Annotated in this window: 22 protein-coding genes; 9 read left to right on the forward strand and 13 right to left on the reverse strand. The window is 71.3% G+C overall.

Features of this window, described 5'->3' with window-relative positions:
* The first annotated feature begins 89 nt into the window (after positions 1-89).
* The gene (locus DN051_RS14250) at positions 90-2,462 is read left to right on the forward strand and encodes a ribonucleoside-diphosphate reductase subunit alpha (RefSeq protein WP_112438832.1); all 2,373 of its coding nucleotides are present in this window, start codon (positions 90-92) and stop codon (positions 2,460-2,462) included.
* Entirely contained in the window at positions 2,462-3,514 is a 1,053-nt protein-coding gene (locus DN051_RS14255) for a ribonucleotide-diphosphate reductase subunit beta (protein WP_053757359.1), read from the forward strand. Before DN051_RS14250 ends, DN051_RS14255 begins: the two co-directional genes overlap by 1 nt.
* A gap of 122 nt (positions 3,515-3,636) precedes the next feature.
* On the opposite strand, the gene DN051_RS14260 is transcribed toward DN051_RS14255, so the two are convergent.
* Positions 3,637-3,855 (reverse strand): hypothetical protein, encoded by a 219-nt coding sequence (locus DN051_RS14260; protein ID WP_053757360.1) that lies wholly within the window; start codon positions 3,853-3,855, stop codon positions 3,637-3,639.
* A gap of 93 nt (positions 3,856-3,948) precedes the next feature.
* Between DN051_RS14260 and DN051_RS14265 the strand changes: the two genes are divergently transcribed.
* Entirely contained in the window at positions 3,949-4,911 is a 963-nt protein-coding gene (locus DN051_RS14265; RefSeq protein WP_112438833.1) for a helix-turn-helix domain-containing protein, read from the forward strand.
* Between the two features lie 15 nt (positions 4,912-4,926).
* On the opposite strand, the gene DN051_RS14270 is transcribed toward DN051_RS14265, so the two are convergent.
* The 10 genes from DN051_RS14270 to DN051_RS14315 form a co-directional block, all read right to left on the reverse strand.
* Positions 4,927-6,300, reverse strand: coding sequence for a bifunctional albaflavenone monooxygenase/terpene synthase (locus tag DN051_RS14270; protein WP_053757362.1), 1,374 nt, complete (start codon positions 6,298-6,300; stop codon positions 4,927-4,929).
* A complete protein-coding gene (gene cyc1 / locus DN051_RS14275) occupies positions 6,297-7,382 on the reverse strand; it encodes an epi-isozizaene synthase (RefSeq protein WP_107093838.1) in 1,086 nt (361 codons plus the stop codon). The genes DN051_RS14270 and cyc1 overlap by 4 nt, the downstream gene beginning before the upstream one ends.
* A 281-nt stretch (positions 7,383-7,663) precedes the next feature.
* Positions 7,664-8,314 carry a peptide deformylase gene (gene def, locus DN051_RS14280; protein ID WP_053757364.1) on the reverse strand — a complete coding sequence of 217 codons (651 nt, stop codon included), beginning with the start codon at positions 8,312-8,314 and terminating at the stop codon, positions 7,664-7,666.
* Positions 8,315-8,376: 62 nt separating this feature from the next.
* On the reverse strand, positions 8,377-9,357 hold the full coding sequence (locus DN051_RS14285; RefSeq protein ID WP_053757398.1) for a tetratricopeptide repeat protein: 981 nt from the start codon (positions 9,355-9,357) through the stop codon (positions 8,377-8,379).
* Between the two features lie 171 nt (positions 9,358-9,528).
* Positions 9,529-10,785 carry an HD-GYP domain-containing protein gene (locus DN051_RS14290; RefSeq protein ID WP_053757365.1) on the reverse strand — a complete coding sequence of 419 codons (1,257 nt, stop codon included), beginning with the start codon at positions 10,783-10,785 and terminating at the stop codon, positions 9,529-9,531.
* A complete protein-coding gene (locus DN051_RS14295; protein ID WP_053757366.1) occupies positions 10,782-12,107 on the reverse strand; it encodes an HD-GYP domain-containing protein in 1,326 nt (441 codons plus the stop codon). The genes DN051_RS14290 and DN051_RS14295 overlap by 4 nt, the downstream gene beginning before the upstream one ends.
* A gap of 129 nt (positions 12,108-12,236) precedes the next feature.
* Positions 12,237-12,539 carry a mycothiol system anti-sigma-R factor gene (gene rsrA, locus DN051_RS14300; RefSeq protein WP_053757367.1) on the reverse strand — a complete coding sequence of 101 codons (303 nt, stop codon included), beginning with the start codon at positions 12,537-12,539 and terminating at the stop codon, positions 12,237-12,239.
* Positions 12,536-13,219, reverse strand: a complete 684-nt coding sequence (gene sigR, locus DN051_RS14305; RefSeq protein WP_053757368.1) for an RNA polymerase sigma factor SigR — start codon at positions 13,217-13,219, stop codon at positions 12,536-12,538. The genes rsrA and sigR overlap by 4 nt, the downstream gene beginning before the upstream one ends.
* Before the next feature lie 278 nt (positions 13,220-13,497).
* A complete protein-coding gene (locus DN051_RS14310) occupies positions 13,498-14,124 on the reverse strand; it encodes an alpha/beta hydrolase family protein (protein ID WP_053757369.1) in 627 nt (208 codons plus the stop codon).
* A 1-nt stretch (position 14,125) separates the two neighbouring features.
* Positions 14,126-14,941 carry an SOS response-associated peptidase gene (locus DN051_RS14315; protein WP_112438834.1) on the reverse strand — a complete coding sequence of 272 codons (816 nt, stop codon included), beginning with the start codon at positions 14,939-14,941 and terminating at the stop codon, positions 14,126-14,128.
* Positions 14,942-14,991: 50 nt separating this feature from the next.
* Here DN051_RS14315 and DN051_RS14320 point away from each other — a divergent pair, with 50 nt between their 5' ends.
* The 4 genes from DN051_RS14320 to DN051_RS14335 all read left to right on the forward strand — a co-directional run bounded on the left by DN051_RS14320 (position 14,992) and on the right by DN051_RS14335 (position 18,658).
* Complete coding sequence (locus tag DN051_RS14320) at positions 14,992-15,714, forward strand: M50 family metallopeptidase (protein ID WP_112438835.1); 723 nt, start codon at positions 14,992-14,994, stop codon at positions 15,712-15,714.
* A gap of 124 nt (positions 15,715-15,838) precedes the next feature.
* Positions 15,839-17,170 carry a 3-phosphoshikimate 1-carboxyvinyltransferase gene (aroA, locus tag DN051_RS14325; protein ID WP_053757372.1) on the forward strand — a complete coding sequence of 444 codons (1,332 nt, stop codon included), beginning with the start codon at positions 15,839-15,841 and terminating at the stop codon, positions 17,168-17,170.
* A gap of 18 nt (positions 17,171-17,188) precedes the next feature.
* Positions 17,189-18,199 carry a ribosome small subunit-dependent GTPase A gene (gene rsgA / locus DN051_RS14330; protein WP_053757373.1) on the forward strand — a complete coding sequence of 337 codons (1,011 nt, stop codon included), beginning with the start codon at positions 17,189-17,191 and terminating at the stop codon, positions 18,197-18,199.
* Positions 18,200-18,334: 135 nt separating this feature from the next.
* Positions 18,335-18,658 carry a DMT family transporter gene (locus tag DN051_RS14335; RefSeq protein ID WP_053757374.1) on the forward strand — a complete coding sequence of 108 codons (324 nt, stop codon included), beginning with the start codon at positions 18,335-18,337 and terminating at the stop codon, positions 18,656-18,658.
* A 9-nt stretch (positions 18,659-18,667) separates the two neighbouring features.
* Here DN051_RS14335 and DN051_RS14340 read toward each other — a convergent pair whose 3' ends face one another.
* Entirely contained in the window at positions 18,668-19,276 is a 609-nt protein-coding gene (locus DN051_RS14340) for a TetR/AcrR family transcriptional regulator (RefSeq protein ID WP_199314926.1), read from the reverse strand.
* Positions 19,277-19,526: 250 nt separating this feature from the next.
* On the opposite strand from DN051_RS14340, the gene hisN reads away from it, so the two are divergent.
* Entirely contained in the window at positions 19,527-20,327 is an 801-nt protein-coding gene (gene hisN / locus DN051_RS14345) for a histidinol-phosphatase (protein WP_053757376.1), read from the forward strand.
* Between the two features lie 112 nt (positions 20,328-20,439).
* Positions 20,440-20,832 carry a CBS domain-containing protein gene (locus DN051_RS14350; RefSeq protein ID WP_053757377.1) on the forward strand — a complete coding sequence of 131 codons (393 nt, stop codon included), beginning with the start codon at positions 20,440-20,442 and terminating at the stop codon, positions 20,830-20,832.
* Between the two features lie 82 nt (positions 20,833-20,914).
* Here DN051_RS14350 and DN051_RS14355 read toward each other — a convergent pair whose 3' ends face one another.
* Positions 20,915-22,369, reverse strand: coding sequence for a catalase (locus DN051_RS14355; RefSeq protein ID WP_053757378.1), 1,455 nt, complete (start codon positions 22,367-22,369; stop codon positions 20,915-20,917).
* Positions 22,370-22,461 lie beyond the last annotated feature (92 nt).

The raw sequence follows: 22,461 nt of genomic DNA on the forward strand, positions 1-22,461 counted from the left end.
GAATGGGTCGGTGGACGCGACGCCGCGTGCGCTCGTGAGCTGCCCCCTGCCCTCCGCAAGGCCCCGTGCCGAGCGAGGGAGAGCCCCACGTGACCATCGCGCCAGCCGAACCGGCTTCAGCGACTGAGGCGGCCCAGGAGCCCGACGGACCCGGTGCCGCACTGCTGCGCACGCTGACCGAGCTGACCGCCGACCTCCCCGACGCCGACGCCGGCCGGGTCGCCGCCGCCGCGCTGCGCGGCCGGTCCGCGCGGGCCGACGAGACGGAGTTGCGCGAGCTGGCCACGGAGGCCGCCGCCGGCCTCATCTCGGAGGACCCCGCCTACTCGCGGCTGGCCGCCCGGCTGCTGACCGTCTCCGTCGCCGCCGAGGCCGCCTCGCAGGGCGTCACCTCCTTCACCGGGTCCGTCGCCGTGGGCCACCGGGAAGGGCTCATCGCCGACCGGACCGCGGAGTTCGTGGGCCTGCACGGCGAGCGTCTCGACACGCTGATCGACACCGCGGGCGACGACCGGTTCGGCTACTTCGGACTGCGCACGCTGCACAGCCGCTACCTGCTGCGCCACCCGATCACCCGGCGGGTGATCGAGACGCCGCAGCACTTCATGCTGCGGGTGGCGTGCGGGCTCGCCGAGGACGACTCCAGCCGGTCCGTCGACGAAGTCGCGGCGCTCTACGGGCTCATGAGCCGCCTCGACTACCTGCCCTCCTCCCCCACGCTGTTCAACTCCGGCACGCGGCACCCCCAGATGTCGTCCTGCTACCTGCTGGACTCCCCCCTGGACGAGCTGGACTCGATCTACGACCGCTACCACCAGGTCGCGCGTCTGTCCAAGCACGCCGGCGGCATCGGGCTGTCGTACTCCCGCATCCGCTCCCGCGGCTCGCTGATCCGCGGCACGAACGGCCACTCCAACGGCATCGTCCCGTTCCTGAAGACGCTCGACGCCTCCGTCGCCGCCGTGAACCAGGGCGGGCGGCGCAAGGGCGCGGCCGCGGTCTATCTGGAGACCTGGCACTCCGACATCGAGGAGTTCCTGGAGCTGCGCGACAACACCGGTGAGGACGCCCGGCGCACGCACAACCTCAACCTGGCGCACTGGGTCCCGGACGAGTTCATGCGGCGGGTCGACACGGACGCGCAGTGGTCGCTGTTCTCCCCGGCCGACGTGCCCGAACTGGTGGACCTGTACGGCGAGGAGTTCGACGCCGCCTACCGCCGGGCGGAGTCGGCCGGGCTCGCCCGGAAGACGGTGCCCGCCCGGGAGCTGTACGGCCGCATGATGCGCACCCTCGCGCAGACCGGCAACGGCTGGATGACGTTCAAGGACGCCGCCAACCGCACCGCCAACCAGACGGCCGAGCCGGGCCATGTCGTGCACTCCTCCAACCTCTGCACGGAGATCCTGGAGGTCACCGACGACTCGGAGACCGCGGTCTGCAACCTGGGCTCGGTCAACCTGGGCGCCTTCGTGGACACGGCGGCCGGCGACATCGACTGGGAGCGGCTGGACGCCACCGTCCGCACCGCCGTCACGTTCCTGGACCGCGTGGTCGACATCAACTTCTACCCGACCGAGCAGGCGGGCCGGTCCAACAGCAGGTGGCGGCCGGTCGGTCTGGGCGCGATGGGCCTCCAGGACGTGTTCTTCAAGCTGCGGCTGCCCTTCGACTCCCCGGAGGCCAGGCAGCTGTCCACCCGGATCGCCGAGCGCGTCATGCTCGCCGCGTACGAGGCCTCCGCCGACCTCGCCGAGCGCAACGGCCCGCTGCCGGCCTGGGAGAAGACCCGTACCGCGCGCGGTGTGCTGCACCCCGACCACTACGGCGTCGAGCCGGCCTGGCCGGAGCGCTGGGCGGCGCTGCGCGAGCGGATCGCCGCGGTCGGCATGCGCAACGCGCTGCTGCTGGCCATCGCCCCCACCGCCACCATCGCCTCGATCGCCGGTGTGTACGAGTGCATCGAGCCGCAGGTGTCGAACCTGTTCAAGCGCGAGACGCTCTCCGGTGAGTTCCTCCAGGTCAACTCCTACCTGGTGAACGAGCTCAAGGAGCTCGGCGTCTGGGACGCCCGCACCCGTGAGGCGCTGCGCGACGCGGGCGGCTCGGTGCAGGACTTCACCTGGATCCCCGAGGACGCGCGGCGGCTCTACCGCACGGCGTGGGAGATTCCGCAGCGGGGCCTGATCGACATGGCCGCGGCCCGCACCCCGTACCTCGACCAGTCCCAGTCCCTGAACCTGTTCCTGGAGACGCCGACCATCGGCAAGCTCTCCTCGATGTACGCGTACGCGTGGAAGCAGGGCCTGAAGACGACGTACTACCTGCGTTCGCGCCCGGCGACCCGGATCGCGCGCGCCGCGCGGGCCCAGACCACCGTCCCCGTACCGCAGCCGGCGGCTCCCGTTGACGCCGTCGCCTGCTCCCTGGAAAACCCCGAGTCCTGCGAGGCCTGCCAGTAATGCCCGACCACCTCCCCTCGACGACGGCGCCCCGCGCCGGCAAGAGCCGGAACCAGAACCTCCTCGACCCCGGCTTCGAGCTGACTCTGCGCCCCATGCGCTACCCGGACTTCTACGAGCGCTACCGGGACGCCATCAAGAACACCTGGACCGTGGAGGAGGTCGACCTCCACTCGGACGTGGCCGACCTCGCGAAGCTGTCGCCCGCCGAACAGCACCTGATCGGCCGCCTGGTGGCCTTCTTCGCCACGGGCGACTCGATCGTCGCGAACAACCTGGTGCTGACGCTGTACAAGCACATCAACTCCCCCGAGGCGCGCCTGTATCTGTCCAGGCAGCTGTTCGAGGAAGCGGTGCACGTCCAGTTCTATCTGACGCTCCTGGACACCTATCTGCCCGACCCGGAGGACCGTGCCGCCGCGTTCGACGCGGTGGAGAACATCCCCTCCATCCGGGAGAAGGCCGAGTTCTGCTTCAAGTGGATGGACTCGGTCGAGAAGCTGGACCGCCTGGAGTCCATGGCCGACCGCCGCCGCTTCCTGCTCAACCTGATCTGCTTCGCGGCGTGCATCGAGGGCCTGTTCTTCTACGGCGCGTTCGCCTACGTCTACTGGCTGCGCAGCCGGGGTCTGCTGCACGGCCTCGCCACCGGCACCAACTGGGTCTTCCGTGACGAGACGATGCACATGAGCTTCGCCTTCGACGTGGTGGACACCGTCCGCAAGGAGGAGCCGGAGCTGTTCGACGACCAGCTTCAGCAGCAGGTCACCGACATGCTGCGGGAGGCCGTCGGCGCCGAGCTCCAGTTCGCCCGCGACCTGTGCGGCGACGGCCTGCCGGGCATGAACACCGACTCGATGCGGCAGTACCTGGAGTGCGTCGCCGACCAGCGTCTGACCCGGCTGGGCTTCGCGCCGGTGTACGGCTCGGAGAACCCGTTCTCCTTCATGGAGCTCCAGGGCGTCCAGGAACTGACCAACTTCTTCGAGCGCCGCCCCTCGGCCTACCAGGTCGCGGTGGAGGGCACGGTGGACCTGGACGAGGACTTCTAGTCAGTCCTCCTCAGGTCGCTCGCTCCCCGACGCCGGCCGCGGTCCTCGACGGACCGCGGCCGGCGTCGCTCGTGGGCCGGCGCCTTTCCGGTCGCGGCCGGCGGTGGGCCGGTCGCCGCCGGTCAACGGGTGGTGTGCAGACGGTAGGTGCGGGTACGGACCCCGCCGTCGCTGCGGTACGACCGCTCGCCCGCGGTGCGGCGGCGCCGCTCGGACTGCCTGAGCTGGCGGTCGATGCGCCGGTCGCGGACGACACCGACGGCCGCGGGCAGGATCATGATCGCGAAGAGTGCGACGACGGCCAGCATTCCGATGAGGGCTTCGATCTGGTTCGTGTTCATAGACACCACTGTCGCGCCGGACACTCCTTACCGGCAGTGGCAGGACTGCCGTAGGCCCTCGAATTCCTGCCAGCGCTCGGGCACACTGGAAAGATGCTCCGGAACGTGGCGGCCGTCCTCGTCGACGGCGTGAATCCCTTCGAACTCGGCGTCGTCTGCGAGGTCTTCGGCATCGACCGCAGCGACGACGGACTGCCGGTCTACGACTTCGCGGTCGCCTCGGCCGAGCAGCCGGTGCTGCGCGCCAACGCGGGCTTCTCGATGCAGGTCGAGCACGGGCTCGAGCGGCTGGAGGCGGCCGATCTGATCGCCGTGCCGGCCGGCTCGGGGTACGAGTCCCGGACCTTCCCGCCCGGTCTGCTGGACGCCCTGAACCGGGCGGTGGAGCGCGGCGCCCGGGTGCTCAGCGTGTGCTCCGGCGTCTTCGTGCTGGGCGCCGCGGGGCTGCTGGACGGGCGGCGCTGCGCCGTGCACTGGCGGCACGCCCAGGAGCTGTCCCGGCGGTATCCACGGGCGATCGTCGAGCCGGACGTGCTCTACGTCGACGAGGACCCGGTGATCACCTCGGCGGGCACCGCCGCCGGCATCGACGCCTGTCTGCACATCGTGCGCAAGGAGCAGGGGCCGGAGGTCGCCAACCGGATCGCCCGGCGGATGGTGGTGCCGCCGCACCGGGACGGCGGACAGGCCCAGTACATCGAACGGCCACTGCCCCGCTCCGAGTGCGACACGGTCGCCGAGGTGCTGGTGTGGATGGAGCGCAACCTGGACCAGGAGGTGACCGTCGAGCAGCTCGCCGCCCGCGCGCTGATGTCGCCGCGCACCTTCGCCCGCCGCTTCCAGCAGGAGACGGGGACGACTCCGTACCGCTGGATCCTGCGCCAACGGGTGCTGCTGGCCCAGCGGTTGCTGGAAGTGACGGACGAGACGGTGGACGCGATCGCGGGCCGCACGGGGTTCGGCAACGCGGCCGCGCTGCGCCATCAGTTCGTACGGGCGGTGGGCACCACGCCGCACGCGTACCGGCGCACGTTCAGGGGACCGCAGGCCGCCTGAACGCGCGCCCGTCGCTCACCTCCGCACCGGCCTGAGCAGCAGTTCGTGCGGGCGGAGCGTGATGCCCACACGGGTCGTGTCATCGGACCCGGGCACCTGCTCGAAGCGGTACGCGGTCGCCACCGCCGCCGTGATCAGTGAGAGCTGCGCCATCGAGAAGTGGTCACTCGGGCACTTGCGGTTGCCCACGCTGAACGGGCTCATGGCGTATTTCGGTACGTCCTTGGCACGTTCCGGAAGCCACCGGTCGGGATCGAACTCCAGGTTGTCCGCGTACGAACGCGCATCGCGCTGGATCGCATACGGGCTGTACACGATGTCCGCCCCGGCCGGAATGCGATAGCCGCCGAGTTCCGTGTCGGTGACCGCCCGCCGCGTCAGTATCCATACGGCCGGGCGCAAACGCATCGCCTCGACGACGACATTGTTGGTGTGGGTGAGCTTGCGGACGTCCTCGAATGCGACGGGCCGCCCACCGGTTACCGATTCAACTTCGTCCCGGACCCTGTCCGCGTGTTCCGGATGTTCGGCGAGCACCTGGAGCAGCCACATGATCGTGGAAGCCACGGTTTCGCTCCCGGGAGTGAGTATCGCGACGACCTGGTCGTGGATCTCCTGTTCACCGATCGGGTCCCCATTCTCGTCCTCGGCCTCCAGCAACGCCGTCAGCAAATCGTCCGGCTTTTGACCGGACGCCCGGCGCTCGGCCACGATCTCGTCGACCAGGAGATGCAAATCGGCCAGCGCCCGGTTGAATTCCCGGTTGGCCGGAAGCGGCAGCCGGTACAGCGGTCCGAGCGGTACGACCATGCGCCGGTACATACCGCGGAACACGGTGGCGAGCGCGACGCACAGCCGCTCCGCCCGCTCGTCCATGTACTCGCCGCGCAGCAGGCAGCGGGCCGCGATGCGCACGGCGACCCGGAAGGACTCGGAGGTGCACTCGATCGTCTCGCCGGGCTTCCAGCGCTCGGCCAGCGCGTGCGCCTCCTCCTCCATGATCGGGCCGTACGCCGGGATGGCGTCGAGCCGGAAGGCGGGCTGGATGGTGCGCCGCTGGCGGCGGTGGCGCGGGCCGTTCGCGGTGGCCACGCCCTCCTTGCCGAGCAGCCCCTCCAGGGACTCCCACAGCGGGCCGTCGATCTTGTAGTCGGGGCTCAGCGCGAGGGCTCCGGTGAGCGCCGGGGTGGTGACCGCGTACACCGTCTTCGGGCCGAGTTTCAGCCGGACGACATCGCCGTGCTCGCGCAGCCCGGACATGAAGGCCAACGGATCACGGACCAGCTTGAGGCCGTGCCCGAGGACCGGGACCCGACCGCCCGCGAGGGGCGGTACACGCAGTTCCGAAGCCGGTGCCGGGGCTTCGGGCTTGACAGACTCGACGGTCATTTCTCACCTGCCGTTTCGTTGTTGACGTACGGGGGCGTGGACCGGTCGTCCCAGCTGTCGACCGTGTAGCGGCCGGACTCGTGGTGGAACCAGTAGACCGAGCTGAACCAGTTGCGCATATTCGCGAGGCAGGCCCGGACGGCAACACTCAATTCCTTGCCGTCCGGCGTTCCGTCGTCGAGGCCGTCGGCGAACCGCAAGGCCTTCTCTTCGACCACGACGAATTCGGTGATGCAGCCGTCGACACGCCGCCGGACTTCCGCGACCGCCTCTTCCAGCGTCAGCCCCTCATGGGTGATGAGGCTGATTCCGAGATTGTGGACGTCATCGCCCGCGATTTCCTTGGGAAGTGAACACAGGTCGTTGTACCAGGCGGCGAATTCCTGACTCAGCAGCGCCGCCCTTCGATATGCCGGATGTTTCCGTACGGCGTCCGGGAGTTCCCGTCCGGCGCTCGGCTCCAACAGGTCGGTCCAGATCCAGTGCGCAAAGGTGAGCCGCCGCAGCGCCAGATATTCCTGGACCGGGGGAATCACCCCCTCGGTACGGTTGCGGAACTCGCGGTCGTAGGCCTCGATCACTTCGTGGAAGTGCCGGGCGAAGCGTTCGTTCCAGGTTCGGGGCAGGAACGCGTACAAGCGCAGCACACTGTCCGCGAAACCCGCGACCAGGGGATCCTCGTGGTGCAGATGGTGCCGAGGAGAGTCGAGTGCCTCGTGCAACCGCGTCCTCAACCGGCGCCATGCCGCCGGCCGGCGGTGGACGACGTCTCGGTCGTGACGGTCGTCCCAGACGAAGAACCACGCGCTGTAGTCCGTTATCGCCTGGAGCACCTCGTCCGGGGCACCGAGGTAGTACCCCGCCATCAGATCCGTGTAGCACAGGCCGTCGGCATATTCCTCGACCTTGTCGGCCGGCATGAGCCGCTTTTCCAGGAGCCAGGCCCGGGTCTTCTCCTGGAGCCTGGGCCAATACGGGTGCAATTGCCTGGGAAACGCCGCCTCGATCACCGGAAGGGAGAGCGACGGTGGTATGGCGATCGCTGTCGCGGTCGATGTGGTGCTGTGTGGGAAAGCAGGCACGAACAAACCCCTCTCAGCCGCCAGTTGCGCACACCCCTCCCGCCGTGCCGGGCGTGCGCCGTTGCGTATCTCCGCACTTCCCATTCAGCACCACAACTGACCGATCTGGGAACGGATTTGCTTCATTCACTACCCCACAGTGCTGAGAATCCCCTCTTGCCTGACCGGTTTTGGATCACTAGGGGAGCGCATCCGATCGAACGTGCGACGGACACACGAACGGCGCCTGATCGGGGAGGGACCCTGATCAGACGCCGTACGAAGGAAGGCGGTGCGGCGGCTCAGCCGTTCGCGACCACGGGGTAGCGGGGCTCGTTCTCGGCCATCTGCCGCAGCGCGTCCTTGCGTTCGCGCTTGGAGAGCCGGTCGATGTAGAGGTACCCGTAGAGGTGATCGGTCTCGTGCTGCAAACACCGAGCGAAGTAGCCGGTGCCGCGCACCTTGATCGGGTTGCCCCGCTCGTCCTGCCCGGTCACCTCGGCGTAGTCCGGGCGCGCGAGCGGCGCGTACGCGGTGGGCACGGACAGGCAGCCCTCGTTGCTGTCGTCCAGCCGGCGCTGCTCCGCGGGCAGCTCGACCACCGCGGGGTTGCACACCACACCGACGTGCCGGACGCCCTCGTCGTCCTGGCAGTCGTAGACGAAGACCTTCAGGTCGACACCGATCTGGTTGGCGGCCAGGCCGACGCCCTCGGCGGTGCGCTGCGAGGCGAACATGTCCGCCACCAGCTGCTCCAGCTCGGGGCCGAAGTCGGTGACGTCCTTGCACTCCTTGTGCAGCACCGGGTTCCCGACGACCGTGATCGGCCGCGAGGTGCCGCGCTCGCGCCAGGCGCTCTCCCGCTCCTCGGCGTCCTCCGTGTCGATGACGAAGCCCTCGTCGTCCACGGGGAGCACGCCCGCGTGCTGCTGATCGGTGTCCTGCTGCGCCATGACCGACGTATGCCTTTCCTGCAAAGAACTGGGGTGTGCGGTTATACAGGGTACGGGGACGGTCAGCAGACCTCTTCCAGGTCCCGCCAGTCCCGGGAGTCCGGGCTGTCCGCGACCCAGCCGTCCAGCAGCCCCCGTACCAGTGAGGCCGGCGCGGCCACCCCGCACTCCCGCTCCGGCACCCACAACTGCCCGTCCGTGCGGTGGCCCAGCGGCCCTGGGTGCCCCGGCTCGCTGTGGTCGTGCGGGTCGAGGTGCTCGCCGTCGCCCTCGTCGGACGGCATCCGTGACTCCGAGCACAGCCGGCACAGCAGCCGCACGGAGGACGACCAGTCCTCGGCGGCGAAGCCGGCATCCGCGGCGAGCTGCTCCAGGGCGTCCCGGTCGGACTCGGTGGCGGCCTCCAGCAGGACCACCCAGGTGGGCACCGGCGAGGGCGCCCACAGCTCGATCTCGTCGAAGACGGGGTAGGCGTGTCCGGCGGTCGTGGTGCGCTCCCCGTGGGGCACACCGTCGTGCAGGACCACCTCGCCCCAGCGCCGCCCCGAGGACGGCAGGGGAATGGACAGCACCTCGATCCGGGCGGGATCCAGCCGCCGTCCCCACACCACCTCGGCCTCGCCCTCGGGTGACAGCCGTACGGCCGAGCTGCCCAGGTCCATGCCGACCGGCTCACCGGACACCGCGGCGCCGCCGGGCACGTGCAGCCCGTAGGCCTGCCAGGCGCGGCGGGCCAGCGGCCAGTCCTGGAGCGCGGTCGCGGCGATGCCGACGTTCCACCAGTCGGGTGCGCCGGCCTCGCGGTCGAGCAGGGCCACGGCCCGCAGACCGGCCGCGCGGGCCTGCTCCCAGTCGTGCCGGAACTTGTGCAGCAGGGCGAGGTTGAACCAGGACTCCGACAGCCAGGGCTCCAGGTCGGCGGCCCGGGTCAGCAGCGCGCCCGCGTCCTCGTACCGGCCGTCCCCGATCAGCGTGAACGCGCGGTCGGTGGCCTGCCGCCAGGAGGCGGAGGGCCGGTGCCGTCCCTTGCCGAAGATCCTCACGATTCCCGCCTGCCACTTCCGTTCGGTGGGCTGGCCTTGCCCCCGGACACCCTTCTCTTCGCATCCAACCATGTACGGCTGGAAGGGCGCTCATTACCCATGGGTTACCCAGCCGGCAGCGGGGTCAGACCGCCCGGCCGGGGCTCGGCGCGCCCCTCTTGCGGGCCGCTGTCATCCCAGTCGTTCACGGGCCGCTCCCTGATTCCACAGCACCCGGGCCAGCGCCTCGACGACCTCGGGGGCGTAGTCCCCGGCCGTCGCCAGCCGCAGTTCCTCCAGCGCCGTCAGCGCCCCGCCGGGCCCCGCGTCGCGCACCTTCTCCTCGTAGGCGTTGACCGCGCGGACGATCCGGGCGGCGAGGGGCTGCTCCGGGCAGGGATCGGCCTGCCGCTCCACGATCAGCGCCACCGAGGGGGCCACACCGGTCCGGCGCACGACGGCGCCGCCGAGCAGCGCGATCCGGCGCTGCTCGGCGGCGGGGAGCCCGGCCGTGGCCCCGGCGGGCACCGGATCGACCAGGCTGAGCTGACCGATGTCGTGCATCAGCGCCGCGTACTCCAGCACGGTGAGGTCCGGCTCGCTCAGCCCGAGTTCCCGTCCGACGGCCCGGCTGAGCGCGGCGACCCTGCGGGCGTGCCCCGCCGGGGTGTAGCCCGCGATCTCGGTCGCCCGCGCGAGGGAGGCGATGGTCTGGCGGTAGGTGGTCCGCACCGCCGCGTACCGACGCAGGGACACCTGGGCCAGCAGCAGCGGCAGACAGAACACCGGCAGCGCCCACAGCCCCACCACGGCGACCCCGAGCGCCATCACCGCGCCCGTCGCGCACACGGCCGATCCGATGCCGGGCAGGGCCCGCAGCTCGTCCCGCAGCAGCGGGCCGAAGGGCCACCCGGTGCGGGAGTGCGCCAGCGCCGCGGCGAGCACGGCGTCGCACAGCTCGCTGACCGCGAGCAGGGTGATCAGCAGCAGCGCGTAGGCCGGTCCGCTCCAGTGCCCGAACGTGCCGTGGCCGTACAGGGATTGGAAGCACATGGCGGCGCAGGCGACGGTGAGCACGCGCCGGGCCAGATGATCGGGCGTCGGCCCGCGCCCGCGCGCGATGTGCGGCACGCATCCGACGAGTGACGCGGCGAGCACGACGCTGACCACCTGGGCGACACCGTGCGCGGTGGGCTGCCCGGCGTCCTGCCCGAGCAGCGCGTACGACAGCGCTCCCGCGGCCCCGAGCGGCGCCGCCTCCCTGACCTGCGGTCCCGTCCAGCGGGCGAGTTCACCGACGGTGACCAGCAGACCGAAGGCGAGGGCGGCCCGCCGGTCCTCCAGTCCGGTCCGGAGGGTGACGCCGAGGCAGACGCAGGCGATGAGGGCGGCGAGGCCGTGGAGGGCGCGGAGGAGGGCGAGGGGGCGGCGCGCCCCGGGCGAGCTCAACGGTGCGCTCCCGTCCGGCCGGCGACGGACGGATCGGACCGGTCGGCCGGCCCGCGCGGGCGCGAGGGGGCGCCGTCGGCGGTCACGACGGGATGCCAGCCGCAGCGCACGACGGCCCGTCCGAGGGCCGCGACCATCACCGGGTCGAACTGCGCCCCGGCGCATCTCTCCAGTTCCTCCAGGGCGGCCGCCACGGGGCGTCCGCGCCGGTAGGAACGGGTGGAGGTCATCGCGTCGAAGGCGTCCGCGACGGCGACGACCCGCGCGGACTCGGGGATCTGACCGCCGGCGAGCCCGTACGGGTAGCCGCTGCCGTCCAGCCGCTCGTGATGGTGCAGTACGGCCGCCCGGGCCTCGCCGAGGAAGGAGATGCCCCGCACCATCTCGTGCCCATACTCGGGGTGCAGCTCGATCACCCGCCGCTCCTCGGGCGTGAGCGGCCCGTCCTTGCGCAGCAGGCGCGTGGGCACGCCCAGCTTGCCCACGTCGTGCAGGATCCCGGCGAACCGCAGGACCTCCACCCGCTCGTCGTCCATGCCGAGCTCGCGGGCGATCATCATCGAGGCCTGTCCGACCCGCTCGCTGTGCCCGCGTGTGTACCGGTCCTTGATGTCGACCGCCTGGACCAGCGCCCGGATCGTCGCCTGATGGGCGCCGCGCTCCCGGTGGTACTGCGCGAAGGCCCACCACGACACGCACATCGGCAGCAGCACGAGCAGCGCGGCCGGCGGCCCGTACGGGCTGCGCCACAGGACGGCCATCATCAGCCCGGCGAGCCCGTGCACCGCGAGCGGTGCCAGCGTCCGCGGGAACAGCCCCCGCCAGGCGGACCGCACCGGCACGTGCTCGGCCAGGGCGAGAATGCCGCCGTCCAGCACCGTCAGCACCAGGCAGAAGGCCAGGACGGCGGCCGCGGCGGGGACGAGCGCGTAGGGGAAGTCGGGGGTTCCGACGGCGGTGCCCCCGTCGAGCGCCGTGTGCGTCCGGGCGGCCGCCCAGACGGCGAGGACGAGCTGAGCGGTCCGCCAGATCCGTCGCAGCCCGGCCGGCCGCTGCTCCACCGGCGCCACGAGCGCCCCCGGCAGCACGACCAGCGCCGCGGCGCACGGCGGGAGCAGGAAGGCGGCGGCGAGCAGGACGGGATGGAAGCTGCCGGGGAACCGCCTGCGGGCGAACCACTCGCCGCCGGCGTACAGAACCGCGGGCAGCACGACGGCCCACCAGGGCGGGTACGCCGTGGTGGGCCGTGGCAGCAGACAGAGCAGGGCGCCGAGGACGACACAGGCGATGTACACACGTGCCCGTCCCGGTACCGCCTCCATGACGTCGCCCCTCCCCCGGTCCCGCGGACCATGCCTGTCCAGGCTCCGGAGCCTAGGACGGCGGGTGGGTGGGCGTGGCCGTCGAGCGGCCGATTAGCACGTTCGGGTGATGGTGCCCGCGAAGCGGAGTCAGGACTCCTGCGGCGTGGCCGTCACGTCGTGCTCGGGCACGGTCTGCCCGGAGCGGATCAGATCGATCCGCCCCATCACCTTGGCCCGCAGGTCGGTGGGCACGTCGTCATGCCCGCAGCACCGCTTGACCAGTTTCTTCACGGCCTGCTCCAGACCGTACTTCTCCAGGCACGGCGAGCATTCCTCGAAGTGGTGCTGGAACTTGTCGCGGTCGATCTCCGGCATCTCGCTGTCGAGGAACTCGTACAGGTGGTCGAGGACCTCACTGCAGTCCGTCTCGTGCGACTCTCCGCAGCTCATGAGCCCGAGCCTTTCGCTTCGTTCGACTCTCCGGCGCCGGCCGGGACGAGCCCGCGTTCACGGGCGTAGTCCTCGAGCATGCCGCGCAGCTGACGGCGGCCCCGGTGCAGCCGGGACATCACCGTACCGATGGGTGTCCCCATGATGTCCGCGATCTCCTTGTACGCAAAGCCCTCGACATCCGCGAGATAGACGGCGATGCGGAATTCCTCGGGGATCGCCTGCAGCGCTGCCTTGACGTCCGAGTCGGGCAGGTGGTCGAGCGCCTGCGACTCGGCGGAGCGCAGACCGGTCGACATGTGCGACTCGGCGCGTGCCAGCTGCCAGTCCTCGATCTCCTCGGCCGCGCTGCGCTGGGGTTCGCGCTGCTTCTTGCGGTACGAGTTGATGAAGGTGTTCGTGAGGATCCGGTACAGCCACGCCTTCAGGTTCGTGCCCTCCCGGAACTGGTGGAAGGACGCGTAGGCCTTGGCGTAGGTCTCCTGCACCAGGTCCTCGGCATCGGCCGGGTTGCGCGTCATGCGCAGCGCGGCGGAGTACATCTGGTCGAGGTATTCGAGCGCGTCCCGCTCGAAGCGCGCACTGCGCTCCGCGGTCGTCTCAGCGCCGTTGCCCTGGCCCTCGGGCAGCTCCGCCTGGCCGTTGTCGGTCCCTGCGTCGGTACCGGTGACCGGACCCACCTCCTCAAGATTGCGGGCAGGACCGAACCCGGTCCCACTCGAATCGGAGAATAGACGACCTTCGGCGGGGGGCGCCTGTCGATCCGTCCCCGATCCCGCCCGAACCCGGGCGTTCTTGGCCGCGTGCAGCACCGTCCAGTCCAGGTCGGCACGGCTGCTGCGGCTCGGGCAGAAGGTCGAACCCATGCGGCGGACTTCCTCTCCTACGACGTCGGTGCACACCGATCAGCACTTCCGTCCGCCTCAACAGTGACCGGGGCCGCGGCATTCCCGGGGCTTCATCCGAGTGACGCCGCCCACCGCGCCACGGCGTCGGTGAGCACGTCCAGGGCCTGCTCCTGGGTGATCTCGGCGCGCTTCGGCACGGCGAAGCCGTGATCGGCGTCCGGCACCTCGACCAGCTCGTGCCGCCCCTCGGGGAACTCCGGGGGCCTTCCCCACGGGTCGTTGCCGCCCTGCACGACGAGGGTCGGCACGCCGGCTGCCAGCAGTTCCTCGGCGCGGGACTTCTCGGGCCTGCCCGGCGGGTGGAGGGGGAAGGCGAGGGCGAGCACCGCCGCCGCGCCCAGCTCCGCGGCCGTACGGCAGGCGACCCGGGCGCCCGCGCTGCGGCCGCCGGCGACGACCGGCAGTCCTCGTGCGGCCAGGGCAGGCCAGATTCCGCGCCAGCCCGTGTCCAGCGTCTTCGGCGCGGGCGCCATCTTCTTGCCGGCGACCCGCCAGGGCTGCTCGACGCGGGCCACGCTCACGCCGATGCGGGGCAGCGCGTCCGCGAGCGCCTTGAGGTCGCGCGCCTCGATGCCGCCGCCCGCGCCGTGGCCGACGGCCAGCACCAGCCTGGCCTTCTTCGCCTCGTCCCAGGTGATCCGGGCGGTACCGGCGTCCGTCTCGATGATCTCCGTCACATCAGAAGAGTGTGCCCTCCACGGGCCCCTCCAGCTCCTTCAGCAGCTCCGCGCCGTTGTTGCGGACGTTGCTGACGGCGGTGGTCACCGGGTAGGCGCGCATCAGGCCGGGCGGGGGCGCCACGAGCAGCTCGCGCAGATCGTCGGGGTCGGTGCGGGAGGGGTCGAGCCAGGCGTCCCAGCGGTCGGGGGTGAGCATCAGCGGCATCCGGGGGTGGATGTCGGCGAGTGTGCGGGGGCCGTCCGCGGGGGCCACCGCCAGCGGGGACGTCTCGGCCTCGGTGGTGATCACCGAGCAGGTCACCCACCAGGCCAGCGGGTGGTCGTCGGGCAGTGTCCGGTCCCGCCAGAACTCGTACAGCCCGGCCATCGCGAAGACCGAGCCGTCGGCGGGGAGCACGAAGTAGGGCTGCTTGCGCGGCCGCTTCTTCTTCCCCTCGACCTCCAGCTCCCGCTCCTGCGTGCCGGTGACCCACTCGTAGTAGCCGTCGGCGGGCAGGATGCAGCGCCGGGCGGCGAAGGCGCGGCGGTAGGAGGGCTTCTCGTGGACCGTCTCGGCCCGCGCGTTGATCATCCGGGCGCCGCCCTCGGGCGTCTTGGCCCAGGACGGCACGAGCCCCCACTTCAGCCTGCGCAGCTGGCGAACCGGCCGCGGATCGCCGGCGTCCTTCACAGGACGGTCGAGGACCGCGTAGACCTCTTTGGTCGGAGCCACGTTGTAGTCGGGTGCCGGGGTCTCCTCCGGCTCCCACTTCTCGATCTCGAAGGTCGCTGCGAGATCCTCGGGCCCACGACTGGCCGCATACCGTCCGCACATACCTGCAACACTGCCAGACTCCGCCGACCCGAGGGGCCCACGTCGAACATATGAACACCATCGCTTCCTCCTCGCTCGCCTCCGTCTGGGACGAGGTCTCCGGCACCCAGCCCGATCCCGACCTGTGGGTGGTGATCGCGACGCTGGTCGCCGCCCTCGCCGTGGTCGTCCCGCAGGCGCTGTGGCGCGTCTCCCGCAACGCGATCACCATCGCCCACGAGGGCGGTCACGGCCTGGTCGCCCTGCTGACCGGCCGCACCCTGACCGGCATACGCCTGCACTCCGACACCAGCGGCCTGACCGTCAGCCGCGGCAAGCCGTACGGCCTCGGCATGATCCTCACCGCCGCCGCCGGCTACACCGCTCCCCCGCTGCTCGGCCTGGGCGGCGCCGCGCTGCTCACCACGGGCCGCATCACGCTGCTGCTGTGCGCCGCCACGGCGCTGCTGGTGGCGATGCTGGTGATGATCCGCAACGCCTACGGGGCGCTGACCGTCGTCCTGACCGGCGCCACCTTCGTGCTCGTGTCCTGGCTGACCGGACCGCAGGTGCAGGCGGCGTTCGCGTACGCGGTGGTGTGGTTCCTGCTGCTCGGCGGGGTCCGCCCGGCCTTCGAGCTCCAGGCCAAGCGCTCCCGGGGCGGGGCCGGCGACTCGGACGCGGACCAGCTCTCCCGGCTGACGCACGTGCCGGCGGGGCTGTGGTTCTTCCTGTTCCACGCGGTGTCGCTGTGCTCACTGCTCGGTGGGGGCAGATGGCTGCTGGAGCTGTGACGGCCCCCGCGGCGGCACGCTGACGGCGGCGCCCCGCCGTGTCGACGCGCGGCTCCGCCGCCCGGGCACGACCAGCCACGACGCAGCAGCACCCGAAACGCGCCCTCCTTATAAAGTGGGGCCCATGGTCCCGAACCCCGCACCCACCGCCCTCTGGCCCGCCCCGTACGCGGGCGGAGCCGTCGACGCCACGGTCCACGTGCCGGGGTCCAAGTCGGTCACCAACCGCGCCCTGGTGCTCGCCGCCCTGGCGTCCGAGCCGGGCTGGCTGCGCCGCCCGCTGCGCTCGCGCGACACGCTCCTGATGGCGGGCGCCCTGCGCGCGATGGGTGTCGGCATCGAGGAGACGGTGTCCTCCAGTTCCTCCGTCGCCGGCGGTACCGGCGAGGCGTGGCGGGTGCTCCCCGCCGGTCTGGGCGGCCCGGCCACGGTCGACGTCGGCAACGCCGGCACGGTGATGCGGTTCCTGCCGCCGGTGGCCGCGCTCGCCGACGGGCCCATCCGCTTCGACGGCGACCCGCGGTCCTACGAACGCCCCCTGAACGGTGTGATCGACGCGCTGCGGGTGCTCGGCGCCCGGATCGACGACGACGGCCGGGGCTCGCTGCCGCTGACGGTGCACGGCGGGGGCGCGCTGGACGGCGGTCCGGTCGAGATCGACGCCTCCTCGTCCTCGCAGTTCGTCAGCGCACTGCTGCTGTCGGGGCCGCGTTTCAACCAGGGCGTCGAGGTCCGCCACACGGGCTCGTCGCTGCCGTCCCTGCCGCACATCCGCATGACGGTCGACATGCTGCGCGCGGTCGGCGCCCAGGTCGACTCCCCGGAGTCGGGCGGCGAGCCGAACGTGTGGCGGGTCACCCCGGGCGCACTGCTCGGCCGTGATCTGACCGTCGAGCCGGACCTGTCCAACGCCCAGCCGTTCCTGGCCGCGGCCCTGGTGACGGGGGGCAAGGTGCTCATCCCGGACTGGCCGGCCCGCACCACCCAGCCCGGCGACCGGCTGCGCGAGATCTTCACCGAGATGGGCGGTTCCTGCGAACTGACCGACTACGGCCTGGAGTTCACCGGTTCCGGCGCGGTCCACGGCATCGACGTCGACCTCGGCGACGTCGGCGAGCTGACCCCCGGTGTCGCGGCGGTCGCCGCCCTCGCCGACTCCCCCTCCACGCTCCGCGGCGTCGCGCACCTGCGCCTGCACGAGACGGACCGGCTGGCCGCGCTCACCAAGGAGATCAACGAGCTCGGCGGTGACGTCACGGAGACCGCCGACGGCCTGCACATCCGCCCCCGCCCGCTGCACGGCGGGGTCTTCCACACCTACGAGGACCACCGCATGGCCACCGCCGGCGCGATCATCGGCCTGGCGGTGGAGGGGGTGCGGATCGAGAACGTGGCGACGACGGCCAAGACCCTGCCGGACTTCCCCGATCTGTGGACCGGGATGCTCGGGGCGTAGAGACGCAGGGATCAGGTCATGCGCCGCTACGGCAAGCACACCGACGAGGACGACATCCGCTCCCGTCCCAACCGCAAGGGCAACCGGCCCCGCACCCATATCCGCCCCAAGCACGAGGACGCCGCCGAGGGCATGGTCCTCACCGTCGACCGGGGGCGCCTGACCTGTCTCGTCGAGGGCCGGGTCGTGATGGCCATGAAGGCGCGCGAACTGGGCCGCAAGGCCGCGGTGGTCGGCGACCGGGTGGCCCTGGTCGGGGACCTGTCCGGGAAGAAGGACACGCTCGCGCGGATCGTCCGCATCGAGGACCGCACGTCGGTGCTGCGCCGCACCGCGGACGACGACGACCCCTACGAGCGGGTGGTCGTCGCCAACGCCGACCAGCTCGCCATCGTCACCGCCCTCGCCGACCCCGAGCCGCGCCCCAGGCTGATCGACCGCTGCCTGGTCGCCGCGTACGACGGCGGACTGGAGCCGCTGCTGGTGATGACCAAGTCGGACCTCGCGCCGCCCGACAAACTCCTGGAGCTGTACGGCGCCCTGGACATCCCCTACGTCGTGACCAGCCGAGAGGAACTGGAGACCGGCGACGCGGCGGACCGGGTGCGCGAGGAACTGGACGGCAAGATCACGGCCTTCGTCGGTCACTCGGGCGTCGGCAAGACGACCCTGGTCAACGCGCTGGTGCCGGTGGAGCGCCGCCGTCTGACGGGCCATGTGAACGCGGTGACGGGCCGCGGCCGCCATACGACGACCTCGGCCCTGGTGCTGCCGCTGCCGGACGGTGCGGGCTGGGTGGTCGACACCCCGGGCGTACGGTCCTTCGGCCTCGCCCACATCGACCCGTCGCGGGTGATCCACGCCTTTCCCGACCTGGAGCCGGGCACGGAGGGCTGCCCGCGCGCGTGCAGCCACGACGAGCCGGACTGCGCGCTGGACGCCTGGGTGGCCGAGGGCCACGCGGACCCCGCGCGCCTCTATTCGCTGCGGCGCCTGCTGGCCACGCGGGAGCGGACGGAAGGCGACTGACCCGCGCGGTGTTTCTCTTCATGCGGGGTTTGTCGTGCTTCGGGTCCGGTAAGGGCATAATCGCAAAGCCGGATCCGAGCGGGAGCAAAGTCCGACGAGCGGTCACACGACGTGGAGATACGGGGAGGACAGCACATGGCGTGGCTGCTGGTCATCGTGGCCGGGTTGCTGGAAACCGGCTTCGCGGTGTGTCTGAAGCTGTCGCACGGCTTCACCCGGCTGTGGCCGACCATCGCCTTCTGCGTCTTCGCGCTGGGCAGCTTCGGTCTGCTGACCCTGGCGCTGAAGAAGCTCGACGTGGGTCCGGCGTACGCGGTGTGGACCGGCATCGGCGCCGCCGGTACCGCGATCTACGGCATGGTCTTCCTCGGCGACCTGGTCTCGACGCTGAAGATCGTGTCGATCAGCCTGGTGATCATCGGCGTCGTCGGTCTTCAGCTGTCCGGCTCGGCGCACTGAGCGCCCGGCTCACACCGGATGCCGGTGCAGAGCGCCGCGCACCAGGTCGGTGACACCGCCCCGGTCGGGCGGCGCGACCACGCACGACAGCGCGAGGCGGACGACCAGCTCGCAGGACCGGGCCAGATCCGCGGCGTCCGCCGGGCGCGCGCCGGGACCGGCCAGCGCCGCCACGGCCCGGTCGCGGACCAGTTCCACGAAGTCGCCGGGCGAGGGCAGCGGCCCGTCGGCACGCCGCTGGGCCGGTACGGCGGAGGTGGACGGCACGGCCGACAGCCTCGGCTCGGGCAGCTTCTCGTTCCAGCAGCCGGTGAGCATGGCGTGCACCAGCGCGTTGTTCCGGGCGGCCGACGCGGTCCACTCGGCGGTGGCGGTGAGCCGGTCGCGGGTGTCGCTCGGGGTGGCGAGCGCCCGTTCCACGCCGGCGAGGTAGCCGTCGGCCTCCCGGCGCACCAGCGCCCGGGCCAGCCCGTCCTTGCTGCCGAACTCGTTGTACAGCGTCTGCCGGGACACCCCGGCCGCCGCGGCCACGTCGACCATCCGCACCGCGCCCCACGGTCTGCGCGCCAGTGCCGTGTAAGCGGCGTCCAGCAGTGACTCCCGCGCCACAGGCATCATCGCCTCCCCGGGACGGCAACTCTGCGCCCAGGTTTGACGCGCCGCCGGGCACTGTCAAGGGGTCTCGTCGGCCTCGCGACAGCGTGCCCGCGCCGGGCCCGCGGTCCGGTCGCGGGACCCGTTCCGGGGCCGGGCGGCGGCCGGCCGCGCCGGCCGGCCGAACGCGGCCCACTCCTTTGCCGCACAACGAACCCCTGACGCACCACAGCCCCCATAGCCCGGCGCCGCCGGATCCGGATACGGTTCACGCATGCCCGACTATCTCGACGACCTGCGTCTCGCCCACGTCCTGGCGGATGCCGCCGACGCCACGACGACGGCCCGCTTCAAGGCTCTCGACCTCAAGGTCGACACGAAGCCTGACATGACGCCGGTGTCCGAGGCCGACCGGGCGGCCGAGGAGCTCATCCGCGGCCAGCTCCAGCGCGCCCGCCCCCGTGACGCCATCCTCGGTGAGGAGTACGGCGTCGAGGGCACCGGCCCGCGCCGCTGGGTCATCGACCCGATCGACGGCACCAAGAACTACATCCGCGGTGTCCCGGTGTGGGCCACCCTCATCTCGCTGATGGAGGCCGGGGAGGGCGGCTACCAGCCCGTCGTCGGCCTGGTCTCCGCCCCTGCCCTCGGCCGCCGCTGGTGGGCCGCCAAGGGCCACGGCGCCTTCACCGGCCGCAGCCTGTCCTCCGCGTCCCGGCTGCAGGTGTCCCGGGTCGGGAAGCTGTCGGACGCCTCCTTCGCGTACTCCTCGCTCTCCGGCTGGGAGGAGCGGGACCGGCTGGTCGGCTTCCTGGACCTCACCCGAGAGGTCTGGCGCACCCGCGCGTACGGGGACTTCTGGCCGTACATGATGGTCGCCGAGGGCTCGATCGACATGTGCGCCGAACCCGAGCTGTCGCTCTGGGACATGGCCGCGAACGCGATCATCGTCACGGAGGCGGGCGGCACCTTCACCGGTCTCGATGGCCGCCCGGGCCCGCACAGCGGCGACGCGGCCGCCTCGAACGGCCTGCTCCACGACGAACTGCTCGGGTACCTCAACCAGCGTTACTGAACGTCCTCTTGTTGACCCTCTCTTTGCCTGCCACTCTGAGAGTCCCCCCACTTGTGCATTTGTGAAACCGTGAACAATCGGCGGGGGGCACTCCAGGAGGTGGCTCCATCCCATGCTCGTTCGCGACGCCATGAGCTCGGTGGTCCTCACCATCGGTCCCACCCACACCCTTCGCCAGGCAGCCGCCCTGATGTCCGCCCGCCGGGTCGGCGCGGCGGTCGTCCACGATCCCGACGCCGGCGGGATCGGCATCCTCACCGAGCGGGACATCCTCAACTCCGTGGGTCTCGGACAGGACCCCGACACAGAGCTCTCCCACGCCCACACCACCGCCGACGTCGTCTTCGCCGCCCCGGCGTGGACCCTGGAGGAGGCGGCCCGCGCCATGGCGCACGGCGGCTTCCGTCACCTCATCGTCCTCGACCGCGGCGAGCCCGTCGGCATCGTCTCGGTCCGCGACATCATCCGCTGCTGGGCACCCGCCCGGCAGCACGTCCCGGCCTGAGAGGCGGCGGACGGCGAGACGGGCCGGGCTCCCGGGGGAGTCCGGCCCGTCCGCCACGGCAAGCGGTCCAGTGCTGGTGTGATCAGCCGCGCAGGGCCTGGACCGCGGCCTCCAGCCGCTTGCCGAAGTCGGCGTCCGCCCGGCGGAAGTTGTCGACGGCGCGCGCCGCGATGTCCTCGCGCGAGACACCGGCGATGCTGCCCGCCAGGTTGGCGATCAGCCGCTCCCGCTCGTCCTCGGACATCAGGCGGTAGAGGTTGCCCGCCTGGACGAAGTCGTCGTCCTCGGCGTGTGCGGGGACGGGGTGGTTGCCCGTGCCGCCGGTGAAGTCCGCGACCGGCGCCCACAGCGGGCGGTTCGTCTGGAAGGGTCCGCCGAAGCTGTTCGGCTCGTAGTTCTTCGCGCCCTTGTGGCGGCCGTCGTACAGGTGGCCGTCACGGCCGTGGGTGCGGGCCTCGGTGGCGTGCGGGCGGTTCACCGGCAGATGGTCGGCGTTGATGCCGACGCGGTAGCGGTGGGCGTCGCCGTAGGCGAAGAGGCGGCCCTGGAGCATCTTGTCCGGGGACGGGCCGATGCCGGGCACGAAGTGGGCCGGGCTGAAGATGCTCTGCTCGACCTCGGCGAAGATGTTCTCCGGGTTGCGGTCGAGCACCAGCCGGCCGATCTCGATCGGCGGGTAGTCCTCGTGCGGCCACACCCTGGTGAGGTCGAACGGGTTGAAGCGGTACGCCGCCGCCTCGGCCGCCGGCATGATCTGCACCTGCACGGTCCAGCTCGGGAACTCGCCGCGCTCGATGGCCTCGCGCAGGTCCCGCTGGTGCGAGTCGGGGTCCCGGCCGGCCAGCACCTCCGCCTCCTGCGCGGTGAGGTTCTTGATGCCCTGGTCGGTCTTGAAGTGGTACTTGACCCAGAAGACCTCGCCGGCCTCGTTGTTCCACTGGAACGTGTGCGAGCCGTAGCCGTTCATGTGGCGGTACGAGGCGGGAATGCCGCGGTCGCCGAACAGCCAGGTCACCTGGTGGGTCGACTCGGGCGACAGACCCCAGAAGTCCCAGACGTTGTCCGCCTCCTGCGAGCCGGTGTACGGATCGCGCTTCTGGGTGTGGATGAAGTCAGGGAACTTGACGGCGTCCTTGATGAAGAACACCGGGGTGTTGTTGCCGACGAGGTCGTAATTGCCCTCCTCGGTGTAGAACTTCACCGAGAAGCCGCGCGGGTCGCGGACCGCGTCGGCCGCGCCCAGGTTGCCGGCCACCGTCGAGAAGCGCAGGAAGACCTCCGTCTCCCGGCCGATCTCCGAGAGGAACGCGGCGCGCGTCCAGCGGCTCACGTCGGCGGTCACCGTGAAGGTGCCGTAGGCGCCGGCGCCACGGGCGTGCACGACACGCTCCGGGATGCGCTCACGGTTGAAGTGGGCCAGCTTCTCCAGCAGGAGCTGGTCCTGGACGAGCACCGGGCCGCCGATGCCCGCGGTCTCGCTGTTCTGGTTGTCCGCTACCGGGGCACCGGCCTCCGTCGTGAGCGACCCCTGGGTCACGTGCGCCTCCCGCGTCAGTCCTGATTGTTCCTGTTTCTCGGCCAAAGCCAGGCTCGATCCTACAATGGACATTGTCTAAGTCAAATGAGGTT

The organism is Streptomyces cadmiisoli (genome assembly GCF_003261055.1).
In the GTDB taxonomy this organism is placed as follows: Bacteria; Actinomycetota; Actinomycetes; order Streptomycetales; family Streptomycetaceae; genus Streptomyces; species Streptomyces cadmiisoli.